Genomic DNA, 22,263 nt, shown 5'->3' on the forward strand with positions numbered 1-22,263 from the left:
ATTTCCGCATACTTCGGGGTATAATTAGCCTATTCAAGCAACTGCGGGAGGTTGAAGAAAGATGTGCGGACGATATACCTTGACGATTACGCTCGAAGAGCTTCTCATGCGATACGGCATTGACGAAACCACCATTCCCTATTCGCCCAAATATAATATAGCCCCCCGCCAAATGGTGCTTGCAATCGTCCACGACGGCAGCAAGAACAGAATGGGCGAGCTGAGCTGGGGGCTTGTGCCGCCCTGGGCGGATGATCCGAAGATCGGCTCGGGCATGATTAACGCTCGTGCGGAGACAGCCGCCGCGAAACCGGCCTTCAAGGACGCGCTGAAGCGCAAGCGCTGCCTTATTCCGGCGGACGGCTTCTATGAGTGGCAGGAGATAGAGCAGAACGGCAAGAAGCGCAAGCAGCCGATGCGCGTCGTCGCAAAGGACCGCTCTATCTTCAGCCTCGCCGGATTGTACGAAACCTGGCAATCGCCCGGCGGCGACAAGCTGAGCAGCTGCACGATTCTGACAACAACGCCCAACGAGCTGATGAAGCCGATTCACGATCGCATGCCGGTTATTGTCCATGAGCGGGACGAAGCGCTCTGGCTCGACCGCAGCGTTCAGGATCCCGCGAGGCTGGAGCGTCTGTTAGCGCCCTATCCATCTCATGAGCTGGAAGCCTATCCGGTGGAAGCGGCGGTAGGCAACGTCAGGAATGACGACGCCTCGCTGATTGCGCCGCAGGCAGAAGATGAGCAATTGCGGCTTTGGTAGCGACGGCGGAGGTAGCCGACGGCGGAAATGGCTCCTATACGTCACAAACAGAGGCTCACGTCCCTCATCCGCCTTCTTCCCCTTCTGTTCCGGCCAGCGATTATGATGGAATTTCTCCAGCATATCCACGCCTTATCAACCAACAAGTCCTTATATACTGGAATTTCTCCCTCATATTCTCACTCAATCGACCCCTATGCCGTGAAACGGCAAAATAAGCAGGAGATAATCCAGTATAAATGCTAAAATCGGCGATTCCCCCGAAATATAGGGGAGGAATTCCCGTTTAACCGTTTTAGACGGCATTGCTTCGATCTCATCTTCTCAAATCATTGAAAATGCCGACCGCATCGAAGCGGTCGGCATTCAAGTCAGGCGATGCGTCTCAGGACGAGACCACGGGCGCGTGAGCTGCTGCATAGACGAACAATCCACCCAAGCGCAAACCAGCTAATACAGGCGTCACGAGCCACGTGGCCGCACAACGGAAGATTAACGAAACATGCCCCACAGCTTGAGCAAATGAAACGTGTTGTTCGGGTCGATCTTCTGCGCCAGGATGAAGGCGACGATCTGTTCCTCCTGCGCATCGGTCAGATTCTCCTGCATTATGCCGGCGGCAGACTTCACAAGCTTGCGAACCTTCGACCGATCCTGCAAATCGTATTTCGTCACATGCCCCAGCAGTTGTCGTATCCGGTCCTTCACTACAGGATTTTTCAGCTTGAGCTTCACACGCTCGACAAGCTGCGGCCGAATGCCGTAATTCTGATAGCCAGGCGTAATAGACACCTCCATTCGTCAATCCAGTCTAATGAGTAAACTATATGCCGATGAAGGTGAATAGTTGCCTAATCCAGCTGCTCGCCCTGAAAAATTTGATCCTTGCGCAGTATGGAGCATAATTTGGCATAAGCCTCATTGCTCCAGAAATCCTCGCGTTCGACCAGCCTCCCCGCATTCTCGCGGGCAAGCTCGAGCACATCGTAATCGCTCACCATATCCGCCAGCTTGAATTCCGGAACGCCGCTCTGCTTCGTGCCGAAGAAATCGCCGGGACCGCGAAGTTCGAGATCCCGCCTTGCCACCTCGAAGCCGTCATTCGTCTCCGTCATGACCTGCATCCGCTCCTTGCCGTTCTCCGATTTCGGATCTGCAATGAGAATACAGTGGGATTGCTGCTCGCCGCGCCCCACTCTGCCGCGAAGCTGATGAAGCTGGGAGAGGCCGAAGCGCTCCGCGTCCATAATGACGATGAGAGAGGCGTTCGGCACATCGACGCCGACTTCGACGACAGTGGTCGCCACAAGCACCTGGGCTTCGCCCGAAGCGAACCCCGACATCACTTCCTCCTTCTCCCCCGCAGACAGTCTGCCGTGCAGCAAACCAACGACCAGATCGGGGAAGGCTTGCTGCATCTGAACATACACATCGATTGCGTTCTGCACATCCAGCTTCTCCGACTCTTCAATCAGCGGACAAATGACATAGGCTTGCCTCCCCTCCGCGGCCTCCCTGCGAATGAAGCCGTACACCCGCTCCATGGCCGAGTGCTTCACCCAATACGTCTTGATCGGCTTGCGTCCCTTGGGCATTTCCTTGATCGTCGACACATCCATATCGCCGAACGCCGTAATCGCCAGCGTGCGGGGAATCGGAGTGGCCGTCATCGTGAGCACGTCGGGACTTGGTCCCTTGCGCCTTAGAATACTCCTCTGATTCACCCCGAAGCGATGCTGCTCGTCCGTCACGACAAGACCGAGATCCCGGAAATGCACATCGTCTTGAATCAGCGCATGCGTGCCGACGGCCACATCGATGAGCCCCATCTGCAGTCCTGCCCGCACATCCCTGCGCCTGCGGTCCGTCAAGCTCCCCGTCAGCAGCCCCACCTGCGGGCCCGACTCGCCGAAGAGCTTCTGCAGCGACTTCGCATGCTGCTCCGCCAGTATTTCCGTCGGCACCATCAACGCGCCCTGATAACCCGCCTTGACGGCTCCATACAGCGCGATGGCGGCCACCACCGTCTTCCCCGAGCCGACATCGCCCTGAAGCAGGCGATTCATACTGTAGTCTCGACGCATGTCGAGAAGAATTTCATTGACGACCTTCTTCTGCGCATCGGTCAATTCGAAGGGAAGCGACGCCGCGAAGCTGCGAATGGTTTCGCTGTCGACGCGAATGGAAATGCCGTCATGGCGGCTGCGATTCATCGCGCGGTAAGCCTGCAGCTTCAACTGGAACAGAAACAGCTCTTCATACACCATTCGGCGGCGAGCCTCCTGCCCCTTTCCCGTGTCCCCCGGCAGATGAATGCATCTGACCGCTTCCGCACGGGACATAAGCTTATGCTCCTGCAGAAGCTCGAAGGGCAAAACCTCCTCGATCATGGAGCCGTAATGAGTCAAGGCAGACAAGATCTGCTTTTTGATCCAGACTTGCGTAATGCTGCCCCCGACCGAGTAGACCGGCTGTAGCGAATCCGACTTCGCGTTCTTCGCGCTATCCGGGAACTCGGACTGCGATACCGTAATCTGAAGACGGCTTTGCTCCCATTTGCCGGTCAGCGTAATTTCGCGATTCAACTGCAGCTGCTCCTGCAAATAATGCCGATTGAACCAGACGGCCGTGACGAGCAGACCTCCCGTCTCCACCTTGCAGGTCAGACGCGATTTGCCCTTCCCGTAACGCTGCAACAGCGGAGCGCCGCGAATGACGCCAAGCACCGTCGCCTTCTCTCCGCTCTTCACCTCGGAGAGCTCGCGCACCCGGTAATCCTCGTAGCGGTACGGAAAGTAGTCGAGCAAATCCGCGACGGTATGCACGCCAAAGGCGTGAAGCTCGCCTTCCTTCTGAGCGCTCACGCCTTTGAGCTGTTTAATTGGTATTTGATTCAGCTTCAACATTCCTTGCTTCACACCCTATTCACAAATACGGCAGAGGTTCCGGGCCCGGCGTGAAGTCCGATCACAGAGCCCACCGTCGTGTAGCCGATCTCCTGCACGTTAAGCTCCGCCTTCACCCTCTCCCCAAGCTCCATCGCCGGAGGCTGGCTGTCCGTCCACGCCAGAATAACTCGAACGGGATCGTCGCCGAAGCTCTGCTTCAGCAGCTCCGTAATTCGGCCAATCGCCTTCTTGCTCCCCCGCACCTTATCCGTTGGGAATACCGTGCCGTCGCTGTCGAGAGACAGGATCGGCTTAATATTCAGAATCGAACCGATCAGCGCCGACGCTTTGCCGATGCGGCCGCCCTTCTGCAAAAATTCCAATGTATCCACCAGGAAGAAAACCTGGGTATCCTTGCGCAAACGATCGATTTCCGCCAAAATCTCATCTCGAGAGCTGCCGGCTTCCGCCATCTCCGCCGCCTTCACGACAAGCATGCCGATGCCGTAGGAAGCCGAGCAGGAATTCACCACGGTAATATCCCGTTCCTCGAAAGCCGAGCTCGCAATGCGAGCAGACTGATAAGTGCCGCTGAGAACGGAAGCCAGATGAATGGAGATAATGGGAGAATGAGGAGATTCGGACAACAATCGCTCATAGACCTCCTCGAATTCCACGGGAGAAGGCTGCGAGGTTGTTGGGAATGTTGACGAGCTCTGAATTTTCGCGAACAGCTGCTCGGGCTCGATCGTAACGGCATCGAGGAAAGCTTCCTCTCCGAACAGCACCCTTAGAGGAATCATTTCAATGCCAAGCCGGCGTCTAACCTCGACAGGAATATCCGATGTGCTGTCGGTCACAATGCGCACCTTGCCCATGTCATCCCCTCCATTTGAATCCATCAACATTATTCCACCGCGAACAAATACGGATAGAGCGGCTGCCCGCCGTCATGCACCTCAAGCTCAAGGTCCGGATATTGTTCTTCGATCCAGGCTGACAACTGCTCCGTGACGACCGCATCTGCTTCTTCGCCAGTCAGCAACGTAAGCAGATCTCCGCCGCCGTCCAGCATAATGGCAAGCAATGCTTGACACGCTGGCAGAAGCTCGCTCTGCGAGACGACAATCGCCTTCTCCTTGATGCCGATATAATCGCCTTCCTGGATATCCACGCCGTCGATCGCGGTATCCCTTACCGCCCGGGTCACTTGACCGGAGACGACCCCTTCGGTTGCGAGGCGCATCTGCTCCGCGTTCCGCTCCGCCGAATCCTCTTCCTTGAAGGCCAGCAGCGCGGCGAGCCCCTGCGGCACGGTTCGCGAAGGAATGACGGTTACGTTCCGTTCGCTAAGCTCCGCTGCCTGCTCGGCCGCAAGAATAATATTGCCGTTGTTCGGCAGCAGGAAGATATGATGCGCCGACAACGCTTCGATCGCATTCACGAAATCCTCCGTGCTGGGATTCATCGTCTGGCCGCCGGACAGCACCGTGTCCACGTCGCTTGACAAGAACAGCTCCGTAATTCCTTCTCCCAACGCCACCGCGATAATGCCGTAAGGCGCTTTCTCGAATACCGGAGCGGGAGGCAGACCGTTAATCGCTTGTCCCGACAGCAGTTCCGCCGCTGCCAGATTCGCAGCATCGGCGGAGCTTTCTTCTTGCAGAAGCTCGCGATGCTGCTCGCGCATGTTTAAGATATGAAGATCTGTCAATTCCCCGTAAGGAAGAGATAATGTAAGCACATCCCCCGGCTTTCGGGAATGAACATGCACTTTAATGATATCCTCTTCAACAATGACAAGGATGGAATCCCCATCTTTGCCAAGCGCTCTTTTGAAAGCGGATTCATCAAATCTCGGCGCAGTTTTGCCCGCATATTTCCGATTAATGAAGAACTCCATGTCATATAAAAACTCTATCGCTTCAGTCGATAATCGGCCTTGCGCCGAGCCGGGTTCGTTCATCGACTTCACGCCCCGCGTCGATTCCGGCAACGCAACCTCTTCTGGCAGCGCCGCCTCGGAAGGCGAATAGAAGAGCTCCTGGTAGCTGCCGCTCTCCGAAGCGGACAGGCAGCGAACGAAGCCTTCGTAGATGTAGACCAGGCCTTGGCCTCCGGAATCCACTACGCCAACCTGCTTCAGCACGGGAAGCTGCTCCGGCGTGCGCTGAAGCGCCTCATGCGCTTTGCGGTGAACCTCGTTCATCAAATCGACCGCATCCGCCCCGCGGCGGGCATATTGAACGGCATGCTTGGCAGCTTCTCTGGCAACGGTGAGAATCGTCCCTTCCACAGGCTTCACGACCGCTTTGTACGCGAGATCCACGCCATGCTGAAGAGCTGCCGCAAGCTCGGTCGCGCTCGCCTCCTGCAAGCTGTGCAATGACCGCGAGAAGCCGCGGAACAATTGAGAGAGGATAACGCCCGAATTCCCCCTGGCGCCCATCAGCAGCCCCTTGGAAAGAGCCTCGGCGGCTTTCCCGATATGCTCGGAAGGTCTGCTGCGAAGCTCTCTGACACCGGAGCTCATCGTTAAATTCATGTTCGTGCCGGTATCGCCGTCCGGCACCGGAAACACGTTCAATGCGTTTACATGATCTGCATGTTGTTGTAATAGCTCAGCACCAAGCAATGCCATCGCGGCAAAATCGGATCCGTTTATAGATCGTTTACCCAATGAAAATTCCCCTTCCTAATAGCTTGATACCCTGACGTCTTGTACGAATATATGGACCTCATCGATGCTGAGTCCCATGATCTGGTTCAACACATACGAAACTTTGGATTGAATGTTGTGCGCAACCTCGGAAATTTTCGTTCCGTAGCTCACGATAATGTAAAGCTCGATGAGCAGCCGGTCCGCATCCCGTCTTACCACCACTCCGCGGGACATATTCTCTCTCCCGAGCAGCTCGGCGAATCCGTCCTTCAATCCATTCCGCGAAGCCATTCCAACCAGTCCATAACAATCCATGGCTGCGGAGCCGGCTAACACGGCAATGCATTGATCGGTAATATGAATAGAGCCAAGCTCGGTACTCAGCTGCAGTTGCATGGACATGCACTCCCTACTATTAATATTATGGACTATGTTACATTGTACTATAAATCAATACCGTTATGAAGTCGAACCTTTAACGAAGATAAATGTTGAACCGCAACATCGTTTGTGATACGATATTCAAGTGTGTTTAAAGTGCCAGGTGTAATATCAAATGAACATTGAAAAATCGCACATGCTGAAGCATATGCTTTCGAAGTGAGGTTTTGCTTCACAAAACTTTTTAGGAGGTGTAGTCATGTCCCGCAAATGTTATCTAACCGGCAAATCGCCGCGTCAAGGAAACAACGTGTCCCACGCTAACAATAAGACGCGTCGCACTTGGGGCGTTAACGTGCAGAAGGTTCGCATTCTCGTTAACGGCAAGCCGAAGCGTGTATACGTCAGCGCGCGCGCGTTGAAATCCGGTCAAGTTACCCGCGTGTAACAAACCTGCAGCGAGAACGATTGCGGCAAGCCCCGCTTGCGGCAGCGCTCTCGCGTTGAAATATAGATTCTGTGCGGTGCGCCAAGCATTGCACGTTCTTATATTTCAAGCCATAGACAAAAGCACCTGAGCATTCAGGTGCTTTTATTTTTTTCCGTCGCAGCAAACCGGAGGTGAAATGACTGCGCCGTTCTCTGAAGATCCTGTCTTTTCTGTAGTCATAGGAGCAGCATACTCATCGAAAAACGGCATCCGCATTAATTTTTTTGGAACGTATTCAAAATCGCCTTAACGAAACCTCCAAGAAATTTAGGCAGTTTGATTGTATAAAATTTCATGCCTCATCCCTCCTCAGACACGCTCGTGAAATTGATCCGTGACAAATCCTGCGCTCATGTAAACATCCTATGCGAAGAAGTAATGTCCTATTCCATCATAAGCGCTCCGAAAGCGGCTTCTCGGGCGGAAAATCGAACTTTTTGAATGCGCGCTTAAAGGGTGCTTGTCATCAATTCCGGATGATCCTGCATGTAGAAATAGAAGGAGAAGCCGATGGCCGATACGAAATAGAATACGATAGCGAGAACGACGAACAGCACGCGCATCCCTATCGTTTCGAATCGACGAAAAAAACGTATGCCGATATACAGGGCAAGCAGGGAGAAAATATATCGGACGACAGCGTCCATCTGCGCGAAGATGGACAGCGAAAAACCGGCCAGGAACGAATAGAGCAGCACCCACAGCATCGTCTTGAAGGTGAAATCTCTCATGGACCGACTAGCGCAGCGCCGCGATGGCCGCGGAACGATCCTTCTCGCAGAAGATGGCATTCCCGGCCACGAGCACATTCGCGCCTGCTTCGCGAACAAGCCGCGACGTCTCGGCATTGATGCCTCCATCGACTTGAATATGAACTCCCGCAATCCCGCGCTCATCCAGCATCGCCTTCAATTGACGAAGCTTGACCAGCGAATAAGGAATAAAGCTCTGACCGCCGAAGCCCGGATTTACCGTCATGATCAGCACAAGATCCAGATCCTGAATAATCGGCTCCAGCACGCTTACGGGCGTTGCGGGATTCAGCGCAACACCCGCGGGAAGGCCCTTCTCCTTAATGAAATGAACCGTTCTGTGCAGATGCGTGCAGGCTTCGGCATGAACGGTTACCCTGTCCGCGCCCGCATCGATATAATCCGCAAGGGAAAGCTCCGGCTTCTCAATCATGAGATGAACATCGAACGGCAGCGCGGTTGAAGATCGAACCGCCGAGATGACGGGCGGACCGAAGGTCATATTGGGAACATAATGCCCGTCCATGACATCAACATGAATCCAGTCTCCTCCTGCCGCTTCGATTTCCCTGATCTCCTCGCCCAGCTTGGCGAAGTCCGCTGATAATATGGAAGGAGCAATAATTGTCATGTGTTATCAGTACCTCCGTTTCATTTCTTTCATTTCCTCCAGGAACAACAAATAATGCTGATAGCGGCTCTTCTCGATCGCGCCTTGCTCCACCGCTTCAATAACCGCGCAGCCTGGCTCATGAGCATGCGTGCAGCCTCGGAATTTGCAGGATGGCGACAGCTCGCGCATCTCCACAAAGCAATAGCTCAAATCCTCCACGCCGAGCTCGCCGAAATCCAGCTGACTGAAGCCCGGCGTATCCGCCACATAGGCCCCGTCGATATCGATCAATTCCACATGTCTTGTCGTATGCTTGCCTCTCCCGAGGCGATCGCTGATCTCATTCGTTTCGAGCGTAAGGCCCGGTACAATCGCGTTTAGCAGAGATGACTTCCCAACGCCGGATTGGCCGGCGAATACCGCCAGATGTCCTCGAATGCGCTGACGAAGCTCCTCGATTCCATCGCGCTTGCGGGAGCTGGTCCCGAACACCTCGTAGCCGATCGCCCGGTATATACGATTAACGGAGGACGCCGCAGCCGCAGCCTCCTCCGAACGCTCTCCGTCAACTTCCAAATCCCGCTTGCTCAGACATAGTATCGCCGGAATGCCGGCATGCTCGATATGCACCAGGAACTTGTCCAGCAACTGCAGATTAAGATCGGGCTCGGACACGGAGAACACCAAGATCGCCAGATCAATATTCGCGACGGGAGGACGAATCAGCTCCGAGGAGCGGGGGAGCAGCTCTTCCACCGCTCCTTCCCCGTTCTCCGTCAAGCTGAACATCACTTGATCGCCGACGAGCGGCGATTCGCCTCGTTTTTTGAATACGCCTCTCGCACGGCATTGCACCGTTTCGGAGCTGCGAGCTTCCTCATCCCCGCGAACATAATAATAGCCGCTGAGCGCCTTCACGATCAGACCCTTGCGAAACGAGCCGCCTCCCGTCTTCTTACGGGGTTCCTGTTGTTTGGACTTCCGATTGATTCTGGTCATTGCCGTCAATACCCTCCGCCCCAACCGGCTCGTCTCCGCCGGTCGGCTGTTCGCTTTCCGTCGGCTGCTCGGTTGGTTCTCCTTCATTGCCCGGAATGGTCAAATTCGAATCCGAGCCCGAGGCTGCTTCTTCGTACGTAATTTTCTTCGAATCCATGAAATCCTTGTCGCGATATACCGTTACAATCGCAACCGTATCCGGCGCAAGAACGACGGTTACGGGAATATCAGCCGTATCGGAAATGGTCATCGTGCCGCCGTCCAGGCTTTCGCCGCGCGCATCCGAGATCAGAATTTTCACTTCGCTCGTCTTGCCGGCGTTGGCAGGAGAGATGCGAACATTGAACGTATAGTTTTTCGCGTCTTGGGGTTGGCCGGTGCTTACGGTAACGCTGACGCCGGAGCCCTTCGGAACCTGGTCTCCCGCATTGTAATTATCCATGCTGATGACATGATTCTTCTCTACGACATAGCTCGGCTGTTCCACCATATCCTCTTCGTTCAGCACCAGATCAAGCGACTTCAGCAGCTTCTTCACATCGCTCAGCTCTTTGTCGACAAGATCCGGCATCTCCACCGTCTCCGGCCCGCTGCTGACGACGAAGGAAACTTCATCCTGGAGCGGATCCAAGAGCTCGCCCTGCTGGGGCGTCTGCTCAAGAATTTGCTCGGCGGGCTCGTCGCTGTGCTCGTATTTCGTTTTGATCCGATCCTCGTCGAAGCCGAGAGCGGTCAAGTCCTCCTTCGCGCTGCTGAGCTTCTGGCCCACATAATTGTCAAGCTCCTTCTTGACGGGACCGTCGCTGACGGACAGCTTGATCGACGAGCCCTTCTTCACGCTCATATTCATCTTCGTCTGTTCGAATACAATGCCCTCAGGCGTGTCCGCCTGATACTCCCGTGTAATGGGCTCCTCCACCTTGAGGCCAACCTCGGCCAGCTTTACCCTGGCATCCTGCTCCGACATCCCTACCACACTCGGCACGGGAACCTCTTCCGTATCGAGCTGCCCCAGAATCCAGATGAAGCCGGCGATCACGCCCGCCAGCAGCAACAGCGTTATGCCTACAATGGACAGAGGCTTGGTCCAGCCCCTCGACCGTTTCTCGGCAGACTCTTCCCGCCACTGCACATCGGTATCGGAAGAAACAACCGCCTCTCTCCGCCCTGTGCGATCGCCGGAAGCTTCTGACGCGTCTCTTCGAATGGCCGGCATAATTCTCGTTTCGTCCATATCGTTGAAATGCGCGAACGTTATTTTAGACTCGCTCAGCCGCTCCGGCCGCAGGCAAGTATCCAGGTCAATGAGCATTTCATGCGCGGAGTCGTAGCGTTCATCGGGATTTTTGCGCATCGCCTTCAGAATGACGTTCTCCACGCTTTGCGGGATATGCGGATTGCCGACGCGGGGATCCTCGAACGGCTCCTGCAAATGCTTGAGCGCTACCGATATCGGGCTTTCGCCGAGAAACGGCAGCTTGCCGGTAAGCATCTGGTACAGCACGATCCCCAGGGAATAGATATCGGATTTCGTGCCGGTGTTAATGCCCTTCGCGTGCTCGGGCGAGAAATAATGGACGGAGCCGACAACAGAGCCCGTCTGCGTAATCGTTGAAGAGGTTGCGGCGCGGGCAATGCCGAAGTCGGTTACCTTCACGCGTCCGTTATTGCCGATTAATATATTATGAGGCTTGATGTCTCTATGAATAATATGATTCTGATGCGCATGCTCGAGAGCGTCGCAAATTTGCATGGCGATGCGGACGGCTTCCTCGGTTTGCAGCGGAGCGCGTTCTTGTATGATTTCATTCAGATTATTGCCTTCGACATATTCCATGACGATATAATGAATGTCATCCTCCTGTCCGACATCGTAGATGCTGACAACATTCGGATGAGACAACGCGGCCGCTGACTGCGCTTCGCGCCTGAAACGGCGAATGAATTCTTCGTCGTTCACGAACTGCTGGCGAAGCACCTTAACGGCGACGTTGCGGTTAAGCAGCACATCATGCGCCTTGTAGACCAGCGCCATGCCGCCTCCGCCGATTCTTGTTACAATCTCGTAGCGTCCGCCCAAATCATGTCCAATCATAAGGATCGCTCCTCTCGCATCGCGGCGGAAGCCTCTTGCAGAAGCACAAGAGTGACATTATCGTCTCCGCCCGCCTCAAGCGCAAGCTGGATAAGATGATCCGCCTTCGCTTCCAGGTCCATCTCTCCGCTCGAGACGGTCGTGAGCATCTGCTCCTCGCTGACCATATTCGTAAGTCCGTCGCTGCAGAGCAGAAGAACGTCTCCGGATGACCATTCCATCGTTTGCACGTCGATGCTCACCTGTGAATCCGTGCCGATTGCCCGGGTCAGCACATTCCGCCGCGGATGATGCAGCGCCTCCTCCAGGCTGAGCTGGCCCGATTTCACGAGCTCGTTCACAAGCGAATGGTCGGCAGTAAGAAGCTCCATACCGCCCCCTGCCACCTTGTAAGCCCGGCTGTCGCCGACATGTCCGATAACCGCATGCGCGTCATGGATGAGAGCGGCCACAATAGTCGTGCCCATATTGTGATAGCTCTCATTCTTGGAAGCCAGCGCATAGATCGCCTCGTTCGCTTCGCTTATCGCTTGACGAATCATCATTCTGCATTCTTCCACGCTCAGGTTCGATTTTCCCGCATTTTTCTCCAATGCTTGACGGAAGGAGCTTACCGCCAGCGAGCTGGCGACGTCGCCAGCTTGATGCCCCCCCATACCGTCTGCAACGATAGCCAGCGTGACGCCGTTATCGAGCTGTCCCACCCAGGACTCGTCCTCGTTCACTTGCCGAACACGTCCGATATTACTGCGGTTTGCCGTTAACAATGCGCGATCACCTCGTCGTGGACTCCATATGTTTTGCCCGTAATTGTCCGCATGCCGCCGCAATGTCATGGCCTTGCTCCCTGCGGATTGTTGCATTGATCTTATTGCGCTCGAGAATGCGCTGGAATTCGAAGATATCCTCGCGCGGCGTGCGCACGTAATTGCGCTCCGGCACATGGTTGACCGGAATAAGATTAACATGGCAGAGCATATCCTTCAGTACGCCGGCCAGCTCCTCCGCATGCTCCGGCTGATCGTTCACGCCGCCGATAAGCGCGTATTCGAACGTAATGCGCCGTCCCGTCTTCGCGATATAGTAATGACAGGCTTCGATGACGTCCTCGAACGGGAAGCGTCTGTTGACGGGCATCAGCTTGGAACGAAGCTTGTCGTTCGGCGCATGAATCGACAAGGCGAGATTGATCTGCGTATTCTCGTCTGCGAACTTATACATGCTTGGCACGATTCCGCTCGTAGACACCGTAATATGGCGCTGACCGATATGCAGCCCCTTCTCATGAATCATATTCCGCAAGAAAGTCATCGTGGCGTCGTAATTCTCGAACGGCTCTCCCGAGCCCATAATGACGATGCTCGATACCCGCTCGCCCGTTGCGTCTAGCATCTTCTGAGCGGTAACCACCTGCGCGACGATCTCGCCGGCAGTGAGATTGCGCTTTAGGCCGCCGAGCGTAGAGGCGCAGAAGGTGCAGCCGATCCGGCAGCCGACCTGAGTCGTCACGCAGACGCTGTTGCCGTAGTTGTGGCGCATAATGACCGTTTCAATGGCGTGGGCGTCATGCAGACCGAACAGAAACTTGACGGTGCCGTCCTTGGATTCAAACTTCGTAATCTCCTGCAAGGCGACGAATTGGAAATGCTCGGCCAGCTTCTCGCGCATGCCCTTGGACAAATTCGTCATATCCTCGAAGCTTGTGACGCGCTTCACATAGATCCAGTCGAAGAGCTGCTCCGCCCGGAAGGCGGCCTCCCCGTTCTCTTTCATCCAGTCTTGAAGCTGATCCAGCGTATAGTCATAAATAAATGGTTTCATCTCATCACACCTAATTTCAATATAGGGCCAGCGGTCGCCAAATGGCGGATCTTGCCGCTGTCACCGATCTATTCTACCACAAACGCCCATATCGAGCCATAACAAGCCCTTTAGGGGCGTCTTCTCATGCGCGCGATGAAGAAGCCGTCGCTGCCGAAATGCTGCGGCAGCAGCTGAGCCTGACCGTCGAAGCTGTCATCAATAACGCCTGCTTCTCCAAGCGCCTTCAAGACGGACTCGGGCCAGGCCGAATCGAGTGCAAATTCGGAATGCGCCTCCAGGAAGCGAGCGATCTGCTTCTCGTTCTCTTCCTTCTCGATCGTGCACGTGCTGTACACGAGAATGCCGCCGGGCTTCACCAGCGCGCAAGCTTCTTCGAGCAATTGACCCTGCAAGACCGCAATCTCGCGGATGTCGCTCTCCGTCTTCGTCCATTTGATCTCGGGCTTCCGCCTGATCACGCCGAAGCCGGTGCATGGAGCGTCAAGCAGAACCGCGTCCATCGAGTTCTCCGCGAATCGTTCGCGAAGCTTCGCCGCGTCGCCGACGATCGCTTCGACGTTGCGGAGCTTCAGCCGCTCCGTCTGCTGCACGATCAGCTCCCGCTTGTGGGCATGCAGATCATTCGCCCACACCTTGCCCTTGCCTTGCATCAGCTCCCCGATATGAGCGCTCTTGCCCCCGGGAGCCGCGCAGCAATCGAGCACCTTCATGCCGGGCTCGGGAGCGAGAACGGCCGCCACCAGCATGGAGCTCTCGTCTTGAAGCGAGCATTTGCCCTGCTTGAAGAGCTCGCTGTCCGCGAGATTGCCGCCGGATCGAATGAGAATGCCATGGGGGGAAAGCTTGGAGGCTTCGGCGTCAACGTCTTCCGCCTGCAGCTCCCGAAGCAGCTGGTCGCGCGCGGCAAGGAACGAGTTGACCCTGATGCTGGCATGGGGCTGTTCATTGCCCGCCGCGCAGATGTCCTCCGCCGTCTCCTCACCGTATGTATCCGCCCATCGCCTCACGAGCCATTCCGGATAGGAATGCCGCAGTGCGATGGTCGCGACGCTATCCTTCAATTGAATACGCGATGGGACCAGCTCGGCGCGATTGCGATCCATATTGCGCAAGACGCCGTTCACCATGCCGGAGATGCCGGTATGGCCTCTCCGCTTCGCGATGGCTACCGCTTCATTGACGGCGGCATGCGCCGGAATACGGTCGAGATAGAGCAGCTGATAGGCGCTTAGCCGAAGCAACTGATGCACCCATGGCTCCAGCTTGCGCAAGCCCTTGGCCACGAAACGCTCCAGCCAATGATCGAGAGTCAATTGCCTGCCGATCGTGCCGTACACGAGCTCCGTCACAAGACCCGCGTCGGCCCGCGAGAGCGCCGTATCCTGAAGCGCGCGCTTAATCTGCAAATTGCTGTAAGCGCCGGAGCCGCTTACCTTCACTAGGATATCGAGCGCGACTTCTCTCGGCGTGCCCGGCTTCTTCCGATTGCCGCCGCTCATCGCGCGTCTCCTTGGCCAAGCGAGGTGCCCGACTCAAGCCGCGCGCCTTTGAGCCATTCTCCCGCGTCCATCGCGCGCTTGCCGGCGGGCTGAATCTCCCGCAGCAGCAGGAAGCCGTCTCCGGTTCGGACCACGATCCCTGCAGCGCCGGTCGCAACCACCGTCCCGCAGCCGGCTTGCAACTGATCAGCCGCTTTCTCAGCCGCCTTGAGCTCTTGCTCGCCGCTCAGCACCGAGCAAGCCCGAACCTTGAACACCTCGCCTTGAAGAGTGGTGAACGCTCCCGCCATCGGCGACAAGCCGCGCACCTGATTGAAGATGGCGCGCGCGGACTTGCTCCAATCCATTCGCTCATCCTCGCGGGAAAGGTTCGGCGCATAAGTGGCCTCCTCCTCGTTCTGAGGCACTCTCGCCGCCGTTCCGTCCATAATCGACGGAAGAGTCTCCCCCAGAAGCTTCGCTCCGGCAGCGCTCAGCTTCTCGAACATCGTGCCGGAGGTATCCTCCTCGAGAATGGGCAGCTCCACGGAGGCGATCATATCGCCCGTATCGAGTCCCGCCGCCATATACATAATCGTCACGCCGGTCGAGGCCTCGCCGTTTATAATCGAACGCTGTATCGGCGCGCCGCCGCGATACTTCGGCAGCAGCGACCCGTGAACGTTAATGCAGCCGAGACGAGGCAGTTCCAGCACCGCCTTCGGCAGAATCTGACCGTATGCCGCCGTGACGATGAGCTCCGGCCGGTAAGCCGCCAGCTCGGCGACCGCCTCCTCGCTGCGCATGCGCTCCGGCTGCAGCACCGGCAGCCCGAACGACAACGCCGCTTCCTTCACAGGCGGCGGCGTGAGCGTCTTCTTGCGGCCCTTCGGCCGATCCGGCTGTGTCACGACCGCGACAACGTCGCGGCCCTGCTCGACGAGCAGCTTCAAGGACGGAATCGCAAACTCGGGTGTTCCCATGAATACAATGCGCATGAAGCTATTCGCTCCCTTTATTTTTTCGTTCCGAAATATCGTAGACGCTGATGGCCAGATCCGTGAACAGAATACCGTTGAGATGATCAATCTCATGCTGGAACGCCCTTGAGAGATAACCGCTCGCTTCAATCGAGATCGGTTCGCCGTCACTGTTCTGACCTTGAACGACAATGCGATCCGCGCGTTTCACCTCGCCGTTCAAATTCGGAATGCTCAGACAGCCTTCGGGCCCAACCTGTTCCCCGTCTTGCTCTGCGATCACCGGATTGACCATTTCGAACAGACCGCTTTCGTCTCCGATGTCCACGACGATTACGCGCTTCGAAATGCCGATCTGCGGCGCAGCAAGGCCCACGCCTTCCGCATCATACATCGTCTCCGCCATATCCTTCAGCAGCTTCTTCAGGTTCGAATTGAATTTCGTAACCTCTTTGGCGACCTCGCGCAATACCGGATCCGGGTCCTTCACAATCAATCGAATACTCATGCTATATTCCCTGCCTTTTCCTAATTTAATCTCATACAATACGTGTTGAACTACATCTTACAAAATAACCTGCGGATCCACATCTACGCTGAACAGGACGCTCTGCTGCGTCCCTTCCGTGAACGGCTGCAGCGCGCGGCGCACAAGCGCGGACGCATCTATGCTTCCCCGATATTTTATCACACATTGAAAACGGTAGCGATCTTTCATTCTCGCGATCGGCGAAGCTACGGGACCGAGAATTTCAAGCGCTCTCGGCAGACCGCTGTGCAGCGGCGCGAGCACGCCCTCATGCTCGGCAAGCGCCCTAAGCTCCGCGGCGAAGCTCTGACCAACCTCCGCAAGCAGCGCAAGCTGCTCATGCGACATCGTCACCAGCACCAGCCTGCAGTAAGGCGGATAGCCCATTTGCGAGCGATGGCGCAGCTCCTCGCGAACGAAGGCCTCGTAATCATGCTCTCTGGCCGTCGTGATCGCATAATGCTCCGGAGAGTAGCTCTGCACAATGACCTCGCCTTGCAGATGATGTCGCCCCGCTCGTCCCGCCACCTGCGTAAGCAATTGGAAGGTCCGTTCCGCGGCGCGGAAGTCGGGAAGATTGAGCGAGGTGTCGGCCGCAATAACGCCTACGAGCGTAACAAAGGGGAAATCCAGACCTTTCGCCACCATCTGGGTGCCAAGCAGCACATCGCCCTTCCGATCCCCGAATGTCTTCAGCAGCTTCTCGTGGGCATGCTTCTCGCTTGTCGTGTCCACATCCATGCGGATGACGCGAATGCCCGGGAACAGCCTCGCCAGCTCCTCCTCGACCTTCTGCGTGCCGGTGCCGAAGTAGCGAATATGCTCGCTCTCGCAGGAGGGACATGTCGCGGGCGCCTGCTCCGCATGGCCGCAATAATGGCAGCGCATCTGACGCGCCTTCTGATGGAAGGTAAGCGATATGTCGCAATGCGGGCATGTAGCCGTATAGCCGCAGGAGCGGCACATCACGAAGGTCGAGTAGCCTCTGCGATTAAGAAGCAGCACGGATTGCTCGCCCCGTTCCAGTCTCGCGAGCAGCGCCTCATGCAATCTTCGGCTGAACATCGAGCGATTTCCGTCCCGCAGCTCCTCCCGCATATCGACGATATCCACGGACGGCAACGGGCGGCCGCCCACCCGCTCGGCCATCGACAGAAGCATGGGCTCCTGTCCGGGAGCGGGGGACCGGTTCGCCGCCGCGAACGATTCGAGCGATGGCGTGGCGGAGCCCAGCACGACGACGGCTCCATGCTGCTTCGCGCGCCGCACCGCAACCTCGCGCGCATGATACTTCGGGCTCTCCTCCTGCTTGTAGGACGATTCATGCTCCTCATCGATGATAACAAGACCGATTCGCTCGAACGGAGCGAATATCGCCGATCGCGCGCCGATCGCCACCCTGGCTCTTCCGGAGCGGATTTTTCGCCACTCATCCAGCTTCTCTCCGTTCGAGAGGCGACTATGCAGCACGGCGACCGCCTCTCCGAAGCGTCCTTTGAAGCGCTCCACCATCTGGGGCGTAAGGGCGATTTCCGGCACGAGCACGATCGCCTGTCTCTCCTGCTTCAAGCAATTCGCGATCGATTGCAGATAAACCTCCGTCTTCCCGCTTCCCGTCACGCCATGAAGCAGCATGACATCCGCTTGCCCCGCATCGAGAGCATTCGCTATGCGACGGAAGACCGCCTGCTGCGTCGCCGTCAGCGGCAACGGCTCCGTCCGCTCGAACTCGCGATGCGCGAAAGGGTCCCGCTCGCTGACCACCTCCCTCATAATCAGCAGTCCCTTGTCGACGAGCGACCGGATGCTTGCGGGAGAGGCGCCGGAAGCGGCGGCGAGAGCCTGAATCGACATCGGGCCGCCGTGCTCCAGCAAATAGGAAAGCGCCGCGCGCTGCTTGGCCGCCTTGGCGCCAAGAGCCTCCAGCGCCCGCTCGGCCTCCTCCCGGCTTTCGGGCAGAAACACCGTCTGCACCTTGCGCGCGGCCAGTCGATCCTTGATTGCCGCTTGCTGAAGGAGCGCTCCGCTTTGCAGCGCCCCCTTCATCATCCGAGCTTGATCCGGAAAACGCTCGAGCAGCGCGTCGAGCTTCACAAGTCCCGCTTGTTCGCCCAGCCACTCCATGAGCTCCTTGGAAAGCCCATGCGGCGCGTCCTCGTCGCCGAGTCCGATCCTTCGCTCCTCCTTGCCCTTCAGCGCGGCGGGAATCATCGCTTGCAGCGCTTGAATGCGCGAGCAGCAATATTTGGCGCTCAGCCACTCGGACAGCTCGATCATATCCGGCAGCAAAGGCGGAACGCCGTCGAGCAGCTCAGCTACAGGCTTCAGCCTGGAGGAGGGAAGGGACGATTGCTCCGCCAAGCCGATGACAAAGCCTTGCAGCGTGCGTCCGCCGAACGGAACGCCGACCCGGCTTCCGATCGCAATCCATTCCTCCATCGCCCCCGGCACCTCATAATCAAAAGGCCGATCCGTCTGACGGCTCGGCACATCAACAATCACTTTGGCAATCATGCGCGATCTCTCCCGACATCCTTAAGCCGCTCGACCGCGATATCCAGCAGCCGCCTTGCGGCCTCGCGCTTCGACAATAGGGGCAGCTCCTCCACAAGTCCGTTCGAATCGTATATAAACAGCAGATTCGTATCTCCATTGAAGCCCGCTCCCGGCCGATTGACGGGATTGACCGCGACGAGATCGCAGTTTTTCCGCCATAGCTTGTCCATCGCATATTGCTCCAGATTCTCAGTCTCTGCGGCAAAGCCGACAAGCAGCTGATGCGGCTGCTTCATCTCGCCCAGCGTCTGCAAAATATCCGTTGTTCGCTCCAGCTCCAGAATAAGCTTGTCGCCGCTCTTCTTCATCTTATGCTCGGAGACGGCAAGAGGGCGATAATCCGCAACCGCCGCCGCCTTCACAGTAAGATCAGCCTCCGGGAACAGCGCCGTGACCGCCTCCAGCATCTCCGCCGCCGATGGCGCTTCGATCAGCCGCACGCCCGCGGGCGGCTTCACGGATACGCGGCCCGCCACCAGCGTGACCTCCGCGCCCATCAGGCTTGCGGCCTCGGCAATCGCAAAGCCCATTTTGCCCGAGGAATCATTCGTGAGATATCTTACGGGATCAAGCCTCTCGATCGTGCCTCCCGCGGTAACGAGGAGCTTCTTGCCCTTCAACAGCCCGCCGCGTCCGAACCACTGCTCCACGGCGGCAACGATGTCCTCCGGCTCCGCCAGCCTGCCCTTCGCCACATAACCGCAGGCGAGCTGGCCGGTTCCCGGTTCGACGAACATGACGCCGCGCGATGCCAGCAGCTCCATATTGCGCACGACCGCGGGGTGCTCATACATATGTACATTCATCGCAGGCGCGATAAGAATCGGGCAGGTTGCCGCCAGAAGCGTCGTGCTTAACATGTCGTCTCCGAAGCCGCCCGCAAGCTTTGCGATCGCATTGGCCGTCGCCGGCGCGATGACGACAAAATCGGCATGATCCGCCAGATCGATATGGGAGACGACCGAGGGATCCCGTTCATCGAAGGTATCCACATGCACCGCGTTGCGGGATAAGGTCTGAAGCGTCAACGGCGTTATGAATTTTGTTGCCGCTTCCGTCATAATAACATGCACATTCGCGCCTGCCTGCGTCAGCCTGCTGCACAGAGCGGCGGCTTTGTATGCCGCAATTCCTCCAGTTACGCCAAGAAGGATGGTTTTCCCTTGCATCATGCTGTCCACTCCTATTCTATATAAGTCCAAGCTCATCCCAAGCTTGGACAGCGCTTACCACTCCTTGCGTTCCATCAAGCTGCTAATATGAGCGATATGATGATTCCCATGCCATGCCACGTAGCCGAGGAAATAAGACAGCTTCAATTGCTTGCCCAGCTCCGGATGATAGAATTGCCTCTCGAACTCTGCGTGCTTCATCGATCGAAGCAAAAGAATCCATCTTATATGAATACCCTCAAGCATAAGCAGACTCGGCCCCGGAGCCGCCCCCAGACTGTCCGCCGTCATAGCCCATTTGTCATTGAAGGGTTTGATCGTAGGATTATCCTCCGTCAGCGCAAGCTTGAATCTCGTAAAACAATTCATGGATGAGTCCGCGATATGATGGATGATCTGGCGCACCGTCCAGCCTCCGCCGCGATACGGTGTATCCAATTGATCGTCGCTTAAGCCTTGGGTCAGCTCCTTCAACCGCTGGGGCTGGCTTTCAATCTCGGCGATCCATTGTTCGCGCAGCGCCGAAGACATGCCCTCATATTGAAATCTGCCAATCGGGTATCGCAATGGCTCCATAAGAAATCCCTCCAAAAAAAGTTTTTTGAAGCAATACCTGCTGCTGAAGCATTCTGTTCTTATCATACCACATCCCGCTCGAAACACGAGCAAATGCAAACAGAGCGAAGACGATCGCAAATGCCGAAATGACATCGCATGGTGAACGCTATGCCAAAAAGGAGCGTCCGCTGTTATCAGCGACGCTCCCTCGGTGTCCTGCCTGAATCTAATCTTCCTTCGTCGGCAAGCTGATCACTTGCACAATATCTCCGTAGATTTCCTCGAGCGCTACGCCAACGAATTTGTGCGAGCGCGCATTCGCAAGCTCGGACTTCTCGCCGTTGCGAAGCATGCGGGCTCTCCGTGAGGCTGCGACGACAAGCGTGTATTTGCTGTCGACCTTCTTCACCATTTCGTCAATGGACGGATACAACATTGAACATTCTCCTCACTCATGCTTTCTTGGTAGCAACCTTGATCTCGGACATGGAAGACATAATCCGTTCTCTGCGGCAATGCTCGGCGATAATAATGCTGCGAATCTTGTCGCAGGCCGCGTCGATCTCGTCATTCATAACCGCATAATCATAATGGCGAAGCAGATTCATCTCTTCAACGGCAACGTTCATTCGCGAATTGATGATGTCCTGGGATTCCGTTCCCCGTCCGGTAATGCGCTGCTTCAGCTCATCCAGAGAAGGCGGCAGCAGGAAGATGAAGATCGCCTCGGGAAATTTGTCCTTCACCTTAAGCGCGCCCTGCACCTCGATCTCCAGAATGACATCCTGGCCGCCCGCGAGCGTTCGATCCACGAAATCTCTTGGCGTGCCGTAATAATTGCCGACATATTCGGCATGCTCGAGAAGCGCGTCGCGGGCAATCATGTCCTTGAACTGCTCCCGGGTTTTAAAGAAATAATTAACGCCGTCTACCTCGCCCTGTCTCGGCTGCCTGGTTGTAGCGGATACGGAATAGACGATATCGGGCATCTTGCTGCGCAGTGCAGTGCATACCGTGCCTTTCCCCACTCCGGCAGGGCCGGACAAAACAATTAACAATCCCATTTGTTCCAAGCTCCCCGTACTATTCGTCGTTATCGTCATCCTTGGTGGATAAACGATGGGCAACCGTCTCCGGCTGTACTGCTGATAGAATAACATGATCGCTGTCTGTAATAATAACCGCGCGCGTGCGCCTCCCGTAAGTTGCGTCGATCAGCATGTGCCGATCGCGCGCCTCCTGAATAATGCGTTTGATCGGCGCCGATTCCGGGCTGACAATGGAAATAATGCGATTCGCGGAAACGATGTTTCCAAATCCGATATTAATAAGCTTAATAGCCAAGCTTGATCCCCCTCCGCTTGCGGACAATCTTCAAAGCCGGATACGTCCAAGCGACTTTTCACAGAAAACTCTCCCGATTCACGTCAAAACTATTATCCTATTGTTGACAATAATGATGGACTGCATACGCAAACGCTTATGTCCAGATCTCCAACTTATGCCTTATTCTAATTGAT

The 22,263-nt window shown here is 56.3% G+C and carries 23 protein-coding genes; 2 read left to right on the forward strand and 21 right to left on the reverse strand.

Going from position 1 to position 22,263, the window contains the following annotated elements; genetic code table 11:
* Window positions 1-61: 61 nt before the first annotated feature.
* The gene (locus HFP08_RS17680; protein WP_168121937.1) at window positions 62-766 is read left to right on the forward strand and encodes an SOS response-associated peptidase; all 705 of its coding nucleotides are present in this window, start codon (window positions 62-64) and stop codon (window positions 764-766) included.
* Window positions 767-1,258: 492 nt separating this feature from the next.
* On the opposite strand, the gene HFP08_RS17685 is transcribed toward HFP08_RS17680, so the two are convergent.
* Genes HFP08_RS17685 through HFP08_RS17705 form a run of 5 tightly spaced genes read right to left on the reverse strand, consistent with a single transcriptional unit; the run spans window position 1,259 to window position 6,712 of the window.
* Entirely contained in the window at window positions 1,259-1,564 is a 306-nt protein-coding gene (locus HFP08_RS17685) for a stage VI sporulation protein F (RefSeq protein ID WP_168121938.1), read from the reverse strand.
* A 53-nt stretch (window positions 1,565-1,617) separates the two neighbouring features.
* Complete coding sequence (gene recG, locus HFP08_RS17690) at window positions 1,618-3,672, reverse strand: ATP-dependent DNA helicase RecG (protein ID WP_168121939.1); 2,055 nt, start codon at window positions 3,670-3,672, stop codon at window positions 1,618-1,620.
* An 8-nt stretch (window positions 3,673-3,680) separates the two neighbouring features.
* Window positions 3,681-4,556, reverse strand: a complete 876-nt coding sequence (locus tag HFP08_RS17695; RefSeq protein ID WP_346768746.1) for a DegV family protein — start codon at window positions 4,554-4,556, stop codon at window positions 3,681-3,683.
* A gap of 5 nt (window positions 4,557-4,561) precedes the next feature.
* Window positions 4,562-6,334 (reverse strand): DAK2 domain-containing protein, encoded by a 1,773-nt coding sequence (locus tag HFP08_RS17700; protein WP_240941541.1) that lies wholly within the window; start codon window positions 6,332-6,334, stop codon window positions 4,562-4,564.
* 15 nt (window positions 6,335-6,349) lie between these two features.
* Window positions 6,350-6,712, reverse strand: coding sequence for an Asp23/Gls24 family envelope stress response protein (locus HFP08_RS17705; RefSeq protein WP_168121941.1), 363 nt, complete (start codon window positions 6,710-6,712; stop codon window positions 6,350-6,352).
* 244 nt (window positions 6,713-6,956) lie between these two features.
* On the opposite strand from HFP08_RS17705, the gene rpmB reads away from it, so the two are divergent.
* On the forward strand, window positions 6,957-7,145 hold the full coding sequence (rpmB, locus tag HFP08_RS17710; RefSeq protein WP_168121942.1) for a 50S ribosomal protein L28: 189 nt from the start codon (window positions 6,957-6,959) through the stop codon (window positions 7,143-7,145).
* A gap of 257 nt (window positions 7,146-7,402) precedes the next feature.
* On the opposite strand, the gene spoVM is transcribed toward rpmB, so the two are convergent.
* The 16 genes from spoVM to remA form a co-directional block, all read right to left on the reverse strand.
* The gene (gene spoVM, locus HFP08_RS17715) at window positions 7,403-7,483 is read right to left on the reverse strand and encodes a stage V sporulation protein SpoVM (protein WP_010345573.1); all 81 of its coding nucleotides are present in this window, start codon (window positions 7,481-7,483) and stop codon (window positions 7,403-7,405) included.
* A gap of 153 nt (window positions 7,484-7,636) precedes the next feature.
* On the reverse strand, window positions 7,637-7,918 hold the full coding sequence (locus tag HFP08_RS17720; protein ID WP_168121943.1) for a hypothetical protein: 282 nt from the start codon (window positions 7,916-7,918) through the stop codon (window positions 7,637-7,639).
* Between the two features lie 7 nt (window positions 7,919-7,925).
* Window positions 7,926-8,570: a ribulose-phosphate 3-epimerase gene (gene rpe / locus HFP08_RS17725; protein WP_168121944.1), complete on the reverse strand. Its 645-nt coding sequence runs from the start codon at window positions 8,568-8,570 to the stop codon at window positions 7,926-7,928.
* A 6-nt stretch (window positions 8,571-8,576) separates the two neighbouring features.
* A complete protein-coding gene (gene rsgA / locus HFP08_RS17730; protein WP_168121945.1) occupies window positions 8,577-9,551 on the reverse strand; it encodes a ribosome small subunit-dependent GTPase A in 975 nt (324 codons plus the stop codon).
* Entirely contained in the window at window positions 9,508-11,646 is a 2,139-nt protein-coding gene (gene pknB / locus HFP08_RS17735) for a Stk1 family PASTA domain-containing Ser/Thr kinase (protein ID WP_168121946.1), read from the reverse strand. Before pknB ends, rsgA begins: the two co-directional genes overlap by 44 nt.
* Window positions 11,643-12,413, reverse strand: coding sequence for a Stp1/IreP family PP2C-type Ser/Thr phosphatase (locus HFP08_RS17740; RefSeq protein ID WP_240941548.1), 771 nt, complete (start codon window positions 12,411-12,413; stop codon window positions 11,643-11,645). Before HFP08_RS17740 ends, pknB begins: the two co-directional genes overlap by 4 nt.
* Before the next feature lie 7 nt (window positions 12,414-12,420).
* Window positions 12,421-13,467: a dual-specificity RNA methyltransferase RlmN gene (gene rlmN, locus HFP08_RS17745; RefSeq protein ID WP_168121948.1), complete on the reverse strand. Its 1,047-nt coding sequence runs from the start codon at window positions 13,465-13,467 to the stop codon at window positions 12,421-12,423.
* 110 nt (window positions 13,468-13,577) lie between these two features.
* Window positions 13,578-14,969, reverse strand: a complete 1,392-nt coding sequence (gene rsmB / locus HFP08_RS17750; RefSeq protein WP_168121949.1) for a 16S rRNA (cytosine(967)-C(5))-methyltransferase RsmB — start codon at window positions 14,967-14,969, stop codon at window positions 13,578-13,580.
* A complete protein-coding gene (gene fmt, locus HFP08_RS17755) occupies window positions 14,966-15,946 on the reverse strand; it encodes a methionyl-tRNA formyltransferase (protein ID WP_168121950.1) in 981 nt (326 codons plus the stop codon). The genes rsmB and fmt overlap by 4 nt, the downstream gene beginning before the upstream one ends.
* A 4-nt stretch (window positions 15,947-15,950) precedes the next feature.
* Entirely contained in the window at window positions 15,951-16,436 is a 486-nt protein-coding gene (gene def / locus HFP08_RS17760; protein ID WP_168121951.1) for a peptide deformylase, read from the reverse strand.
* A gap of 57 nt (window positions 16,437-16,493) precedes the next feature.
* Window positions 16,494-18,971, reverse strand: coding sequence for a primosomal protein N' (gene priA / locus HFP08_RS17765; RefSeq protein WP_168121952.1), 2,478 nt, complete (start codon window positions 18,969-18,971; stop codon window positions 16,494-16,496).
* Window positions 18,968-20,185, reverse strand: a complete 1,218-nt coding sequence (coaBC, locus tag HFP08_RS17770) for a bifunctional phosphopantothenoylcysteine decarboxylase/phosphopantothenate--cysteine ligase CoaBC (RefSeq protein ID WP_168121953.1) — start codon at window positions 20,183-20,185, stop codon at window positions 18,968-18,970. The genes priA and coaBC overlap by 4 nt, the downstream gene beginning before the upstream one ends.
* A gap of 54 nt (window positions 20,186-20,239) precedes the next feature.
* Entirely contained in the window at window positions 20,240-20,761 is a 522-nt protein-coding gene (locus tag HFP08_RS17775; protein ID WP_168121954.1) for a YfiT family bacillithiol transferase, read from the reverse strand.
* A gap of 208 nt (window positions 20,762-20,969) precedes the next feature.
* Window positions 20,970-21,179, reverse strand: coding sequence for a DNA-directed RNA polymerase subunit omega (gene rpoZ, locus HFP08_RS17780; RefSeq protein WP_168121955.1), 210 nt, complete (start codon window positions 21,177-21,179; stop codon window positions 20,970-20,972).
* Between the two features lie 16 nt (window positions 21,180-21,195).
* A complete protein-coding gene (gmk, locus tag HFP08_RS17785; protein WP_168121956.1) occupies window positions 21,196-21,807 on the reverse strand; it encodes a guanylate kinase in 612 nt (203 codons plus the stop codon).
* Between the two features lie 19 nt (window positions 21,808-21,826).
* Window positions 21,827-22,087 carry an extracellular matrix/biofilm regulator RemA gene (remA, locus tag HFP08_RS17790; protein WP_005548256.1) on the reverse strand — a complete coding sequence of 87 codons (261 nt, stop codon included), beginning with the start codon at window positions 22,085-22,087 and terminating at the stop codon, window positions 21,827-21,829.
* Between the last annotated feature and the right edge of the window lie 176 nt (window positions 22,088-22,263).

This window comes from Paenibacillus sp. HB172176 (assembly GCF_011947265.1).
In the GTDB taxonomy this organism is placed as follows: domain Bacteria; phylum Bacillota; class Bacilli; order Paenibacillales; family Paenibacillaceae; genus Pristimantibacillus.

Bases quoted from the DNA above. Each gene is read 5' to 3' on its own strand.
- HFP08_RS17680 (WP_168121937.1), top strand. From the start codon at position 62: ATGTGCGGACGATATACCTTGACGATTACGCTCGAAGAGCTTCTCATG.
- HFP08_RS17685 (WP_168121938.1), bottom strand. From the start codon at position 1,564: ATGGAGGTGTCTATTACGCCTGGCTATCAGAATTACGGCATTCGGCCG.
- recG (WP_168121939.1), bottom strand. From the start codon at position 3,672: ATGTTGAAGCTGAATCAAATACCAATTAAACAGCTCAAAGGCGTGAGC.
- HFP08_RS17695 (WP_346768746.1), bottom strand. From the start codon at position 4,556: ATGGATTCAAATGGAGGGGATGACATGGGCAAGGTGCGCATTGTGACC.
- HFP08_RS17705 (WP_168121941.1), bottom strand. From the start codon at position 6,712: ATGCAACTGCAGCTGAGTACCGAGCTTGGCTCTATTCATATTACCGAT.
- rpmB (WP_168121942.1), top strand. From the start codon at position 6,957: ATGTCCCGCAAATGTTATCTAACCGGCAAATCGCCGCGTCAAGGAAAC.
- spoVM (WP_010345573.1), bottom strand. From the start codon at position 7,483: ATGAAATTTTATACAATCAAACTGCCTAAATTTCTTGGAGGTTTCGTT.
- HFP08_RS17720 (WP_168121943.1), bottom strand. From the start codon at position 7,918: ATGAGAGATTTCACCTTCAAGACGATGCTGTGGGTGCTGCTCTATTCG.
- rpe (WP_168121944.1), bottom strand. From the start codon at position 8,570: ATGACAATTATTGCTCCTTCCATATTATCAGCGGACTTCGCCAAGCTG.
- rsgA (WP_168121945.1), bottom strand. From the start codon at position 9,551: ATGACCAGAATCAATCGGAAGTCCAAACAACAGGAACCCCGTAAGAAG.
- pknB (WP_168121946.1), bottom strand. From the start codon at position 11,646: ATGATTGGACATGATTTGGGCGGACGCTACGAGATTGTAACAAGAATC.
- rlmN (WP_168121948.1), bottom strand. From the start codon at position 13,467: ATGAAACCATTTATTTATGACTATACGCTGGATCAGCTTCAAGACTGG.
- rsmB (WP_168121949.1), bottom strand. From the start codon at position 14,969: ATGAGCGGCGGCAATCGGAAGAAGCCGGGCACGCCGAGAGAAGTCGCG.
- fmt (WP_168121950.1), bottom strand. From the start codon at position 15,946: ATGCGCATTGTATTCATGGGAACACCCGAGTTTGCGATTCCGTCCTTG.
- def (WP_168121951.1), bottom strand. From the start codon at position 16,436: ATGAGTATTCGATTGATTGTGAAGGACCCGGATCCGGTATTGCGCGAG.
- priA (WP_168121952.1), bottom strand. From the start codon at position 18,971: ATGATTGCCAAAGTGATTGTTGATGTGCCGAGCCGTCAGACGGATCGG.
- coaBC (WP_168121953.1), bottom strand. From the start codon at position 20,185: ATGATGCAAGGGAAAACCATCCTTCTTGGCGTAACTGGAGGAATTGCG.
- HFP08_RS17775 (WP_168121954.1), bottom strand. From the start codon at position 20,761: ATGGAGCCATTGCGATACCCGATTGGCAGATTTCAATATGAGGGCATG.
- rpoZ (WP_168121955.1), bottom strand. From the start codon at position 21,179: ATGTTGTATCCGTCCATTGACGAAATGGTGAAGAAGGTCGACAGCAAA.
- gmk (WP_168121956.1), bottom strand. From the start codon at position 21,807: ATGGGATTGTTAATTGTTTTGTCCGGCCCTGCCGGAGTGGGGAAAGGC.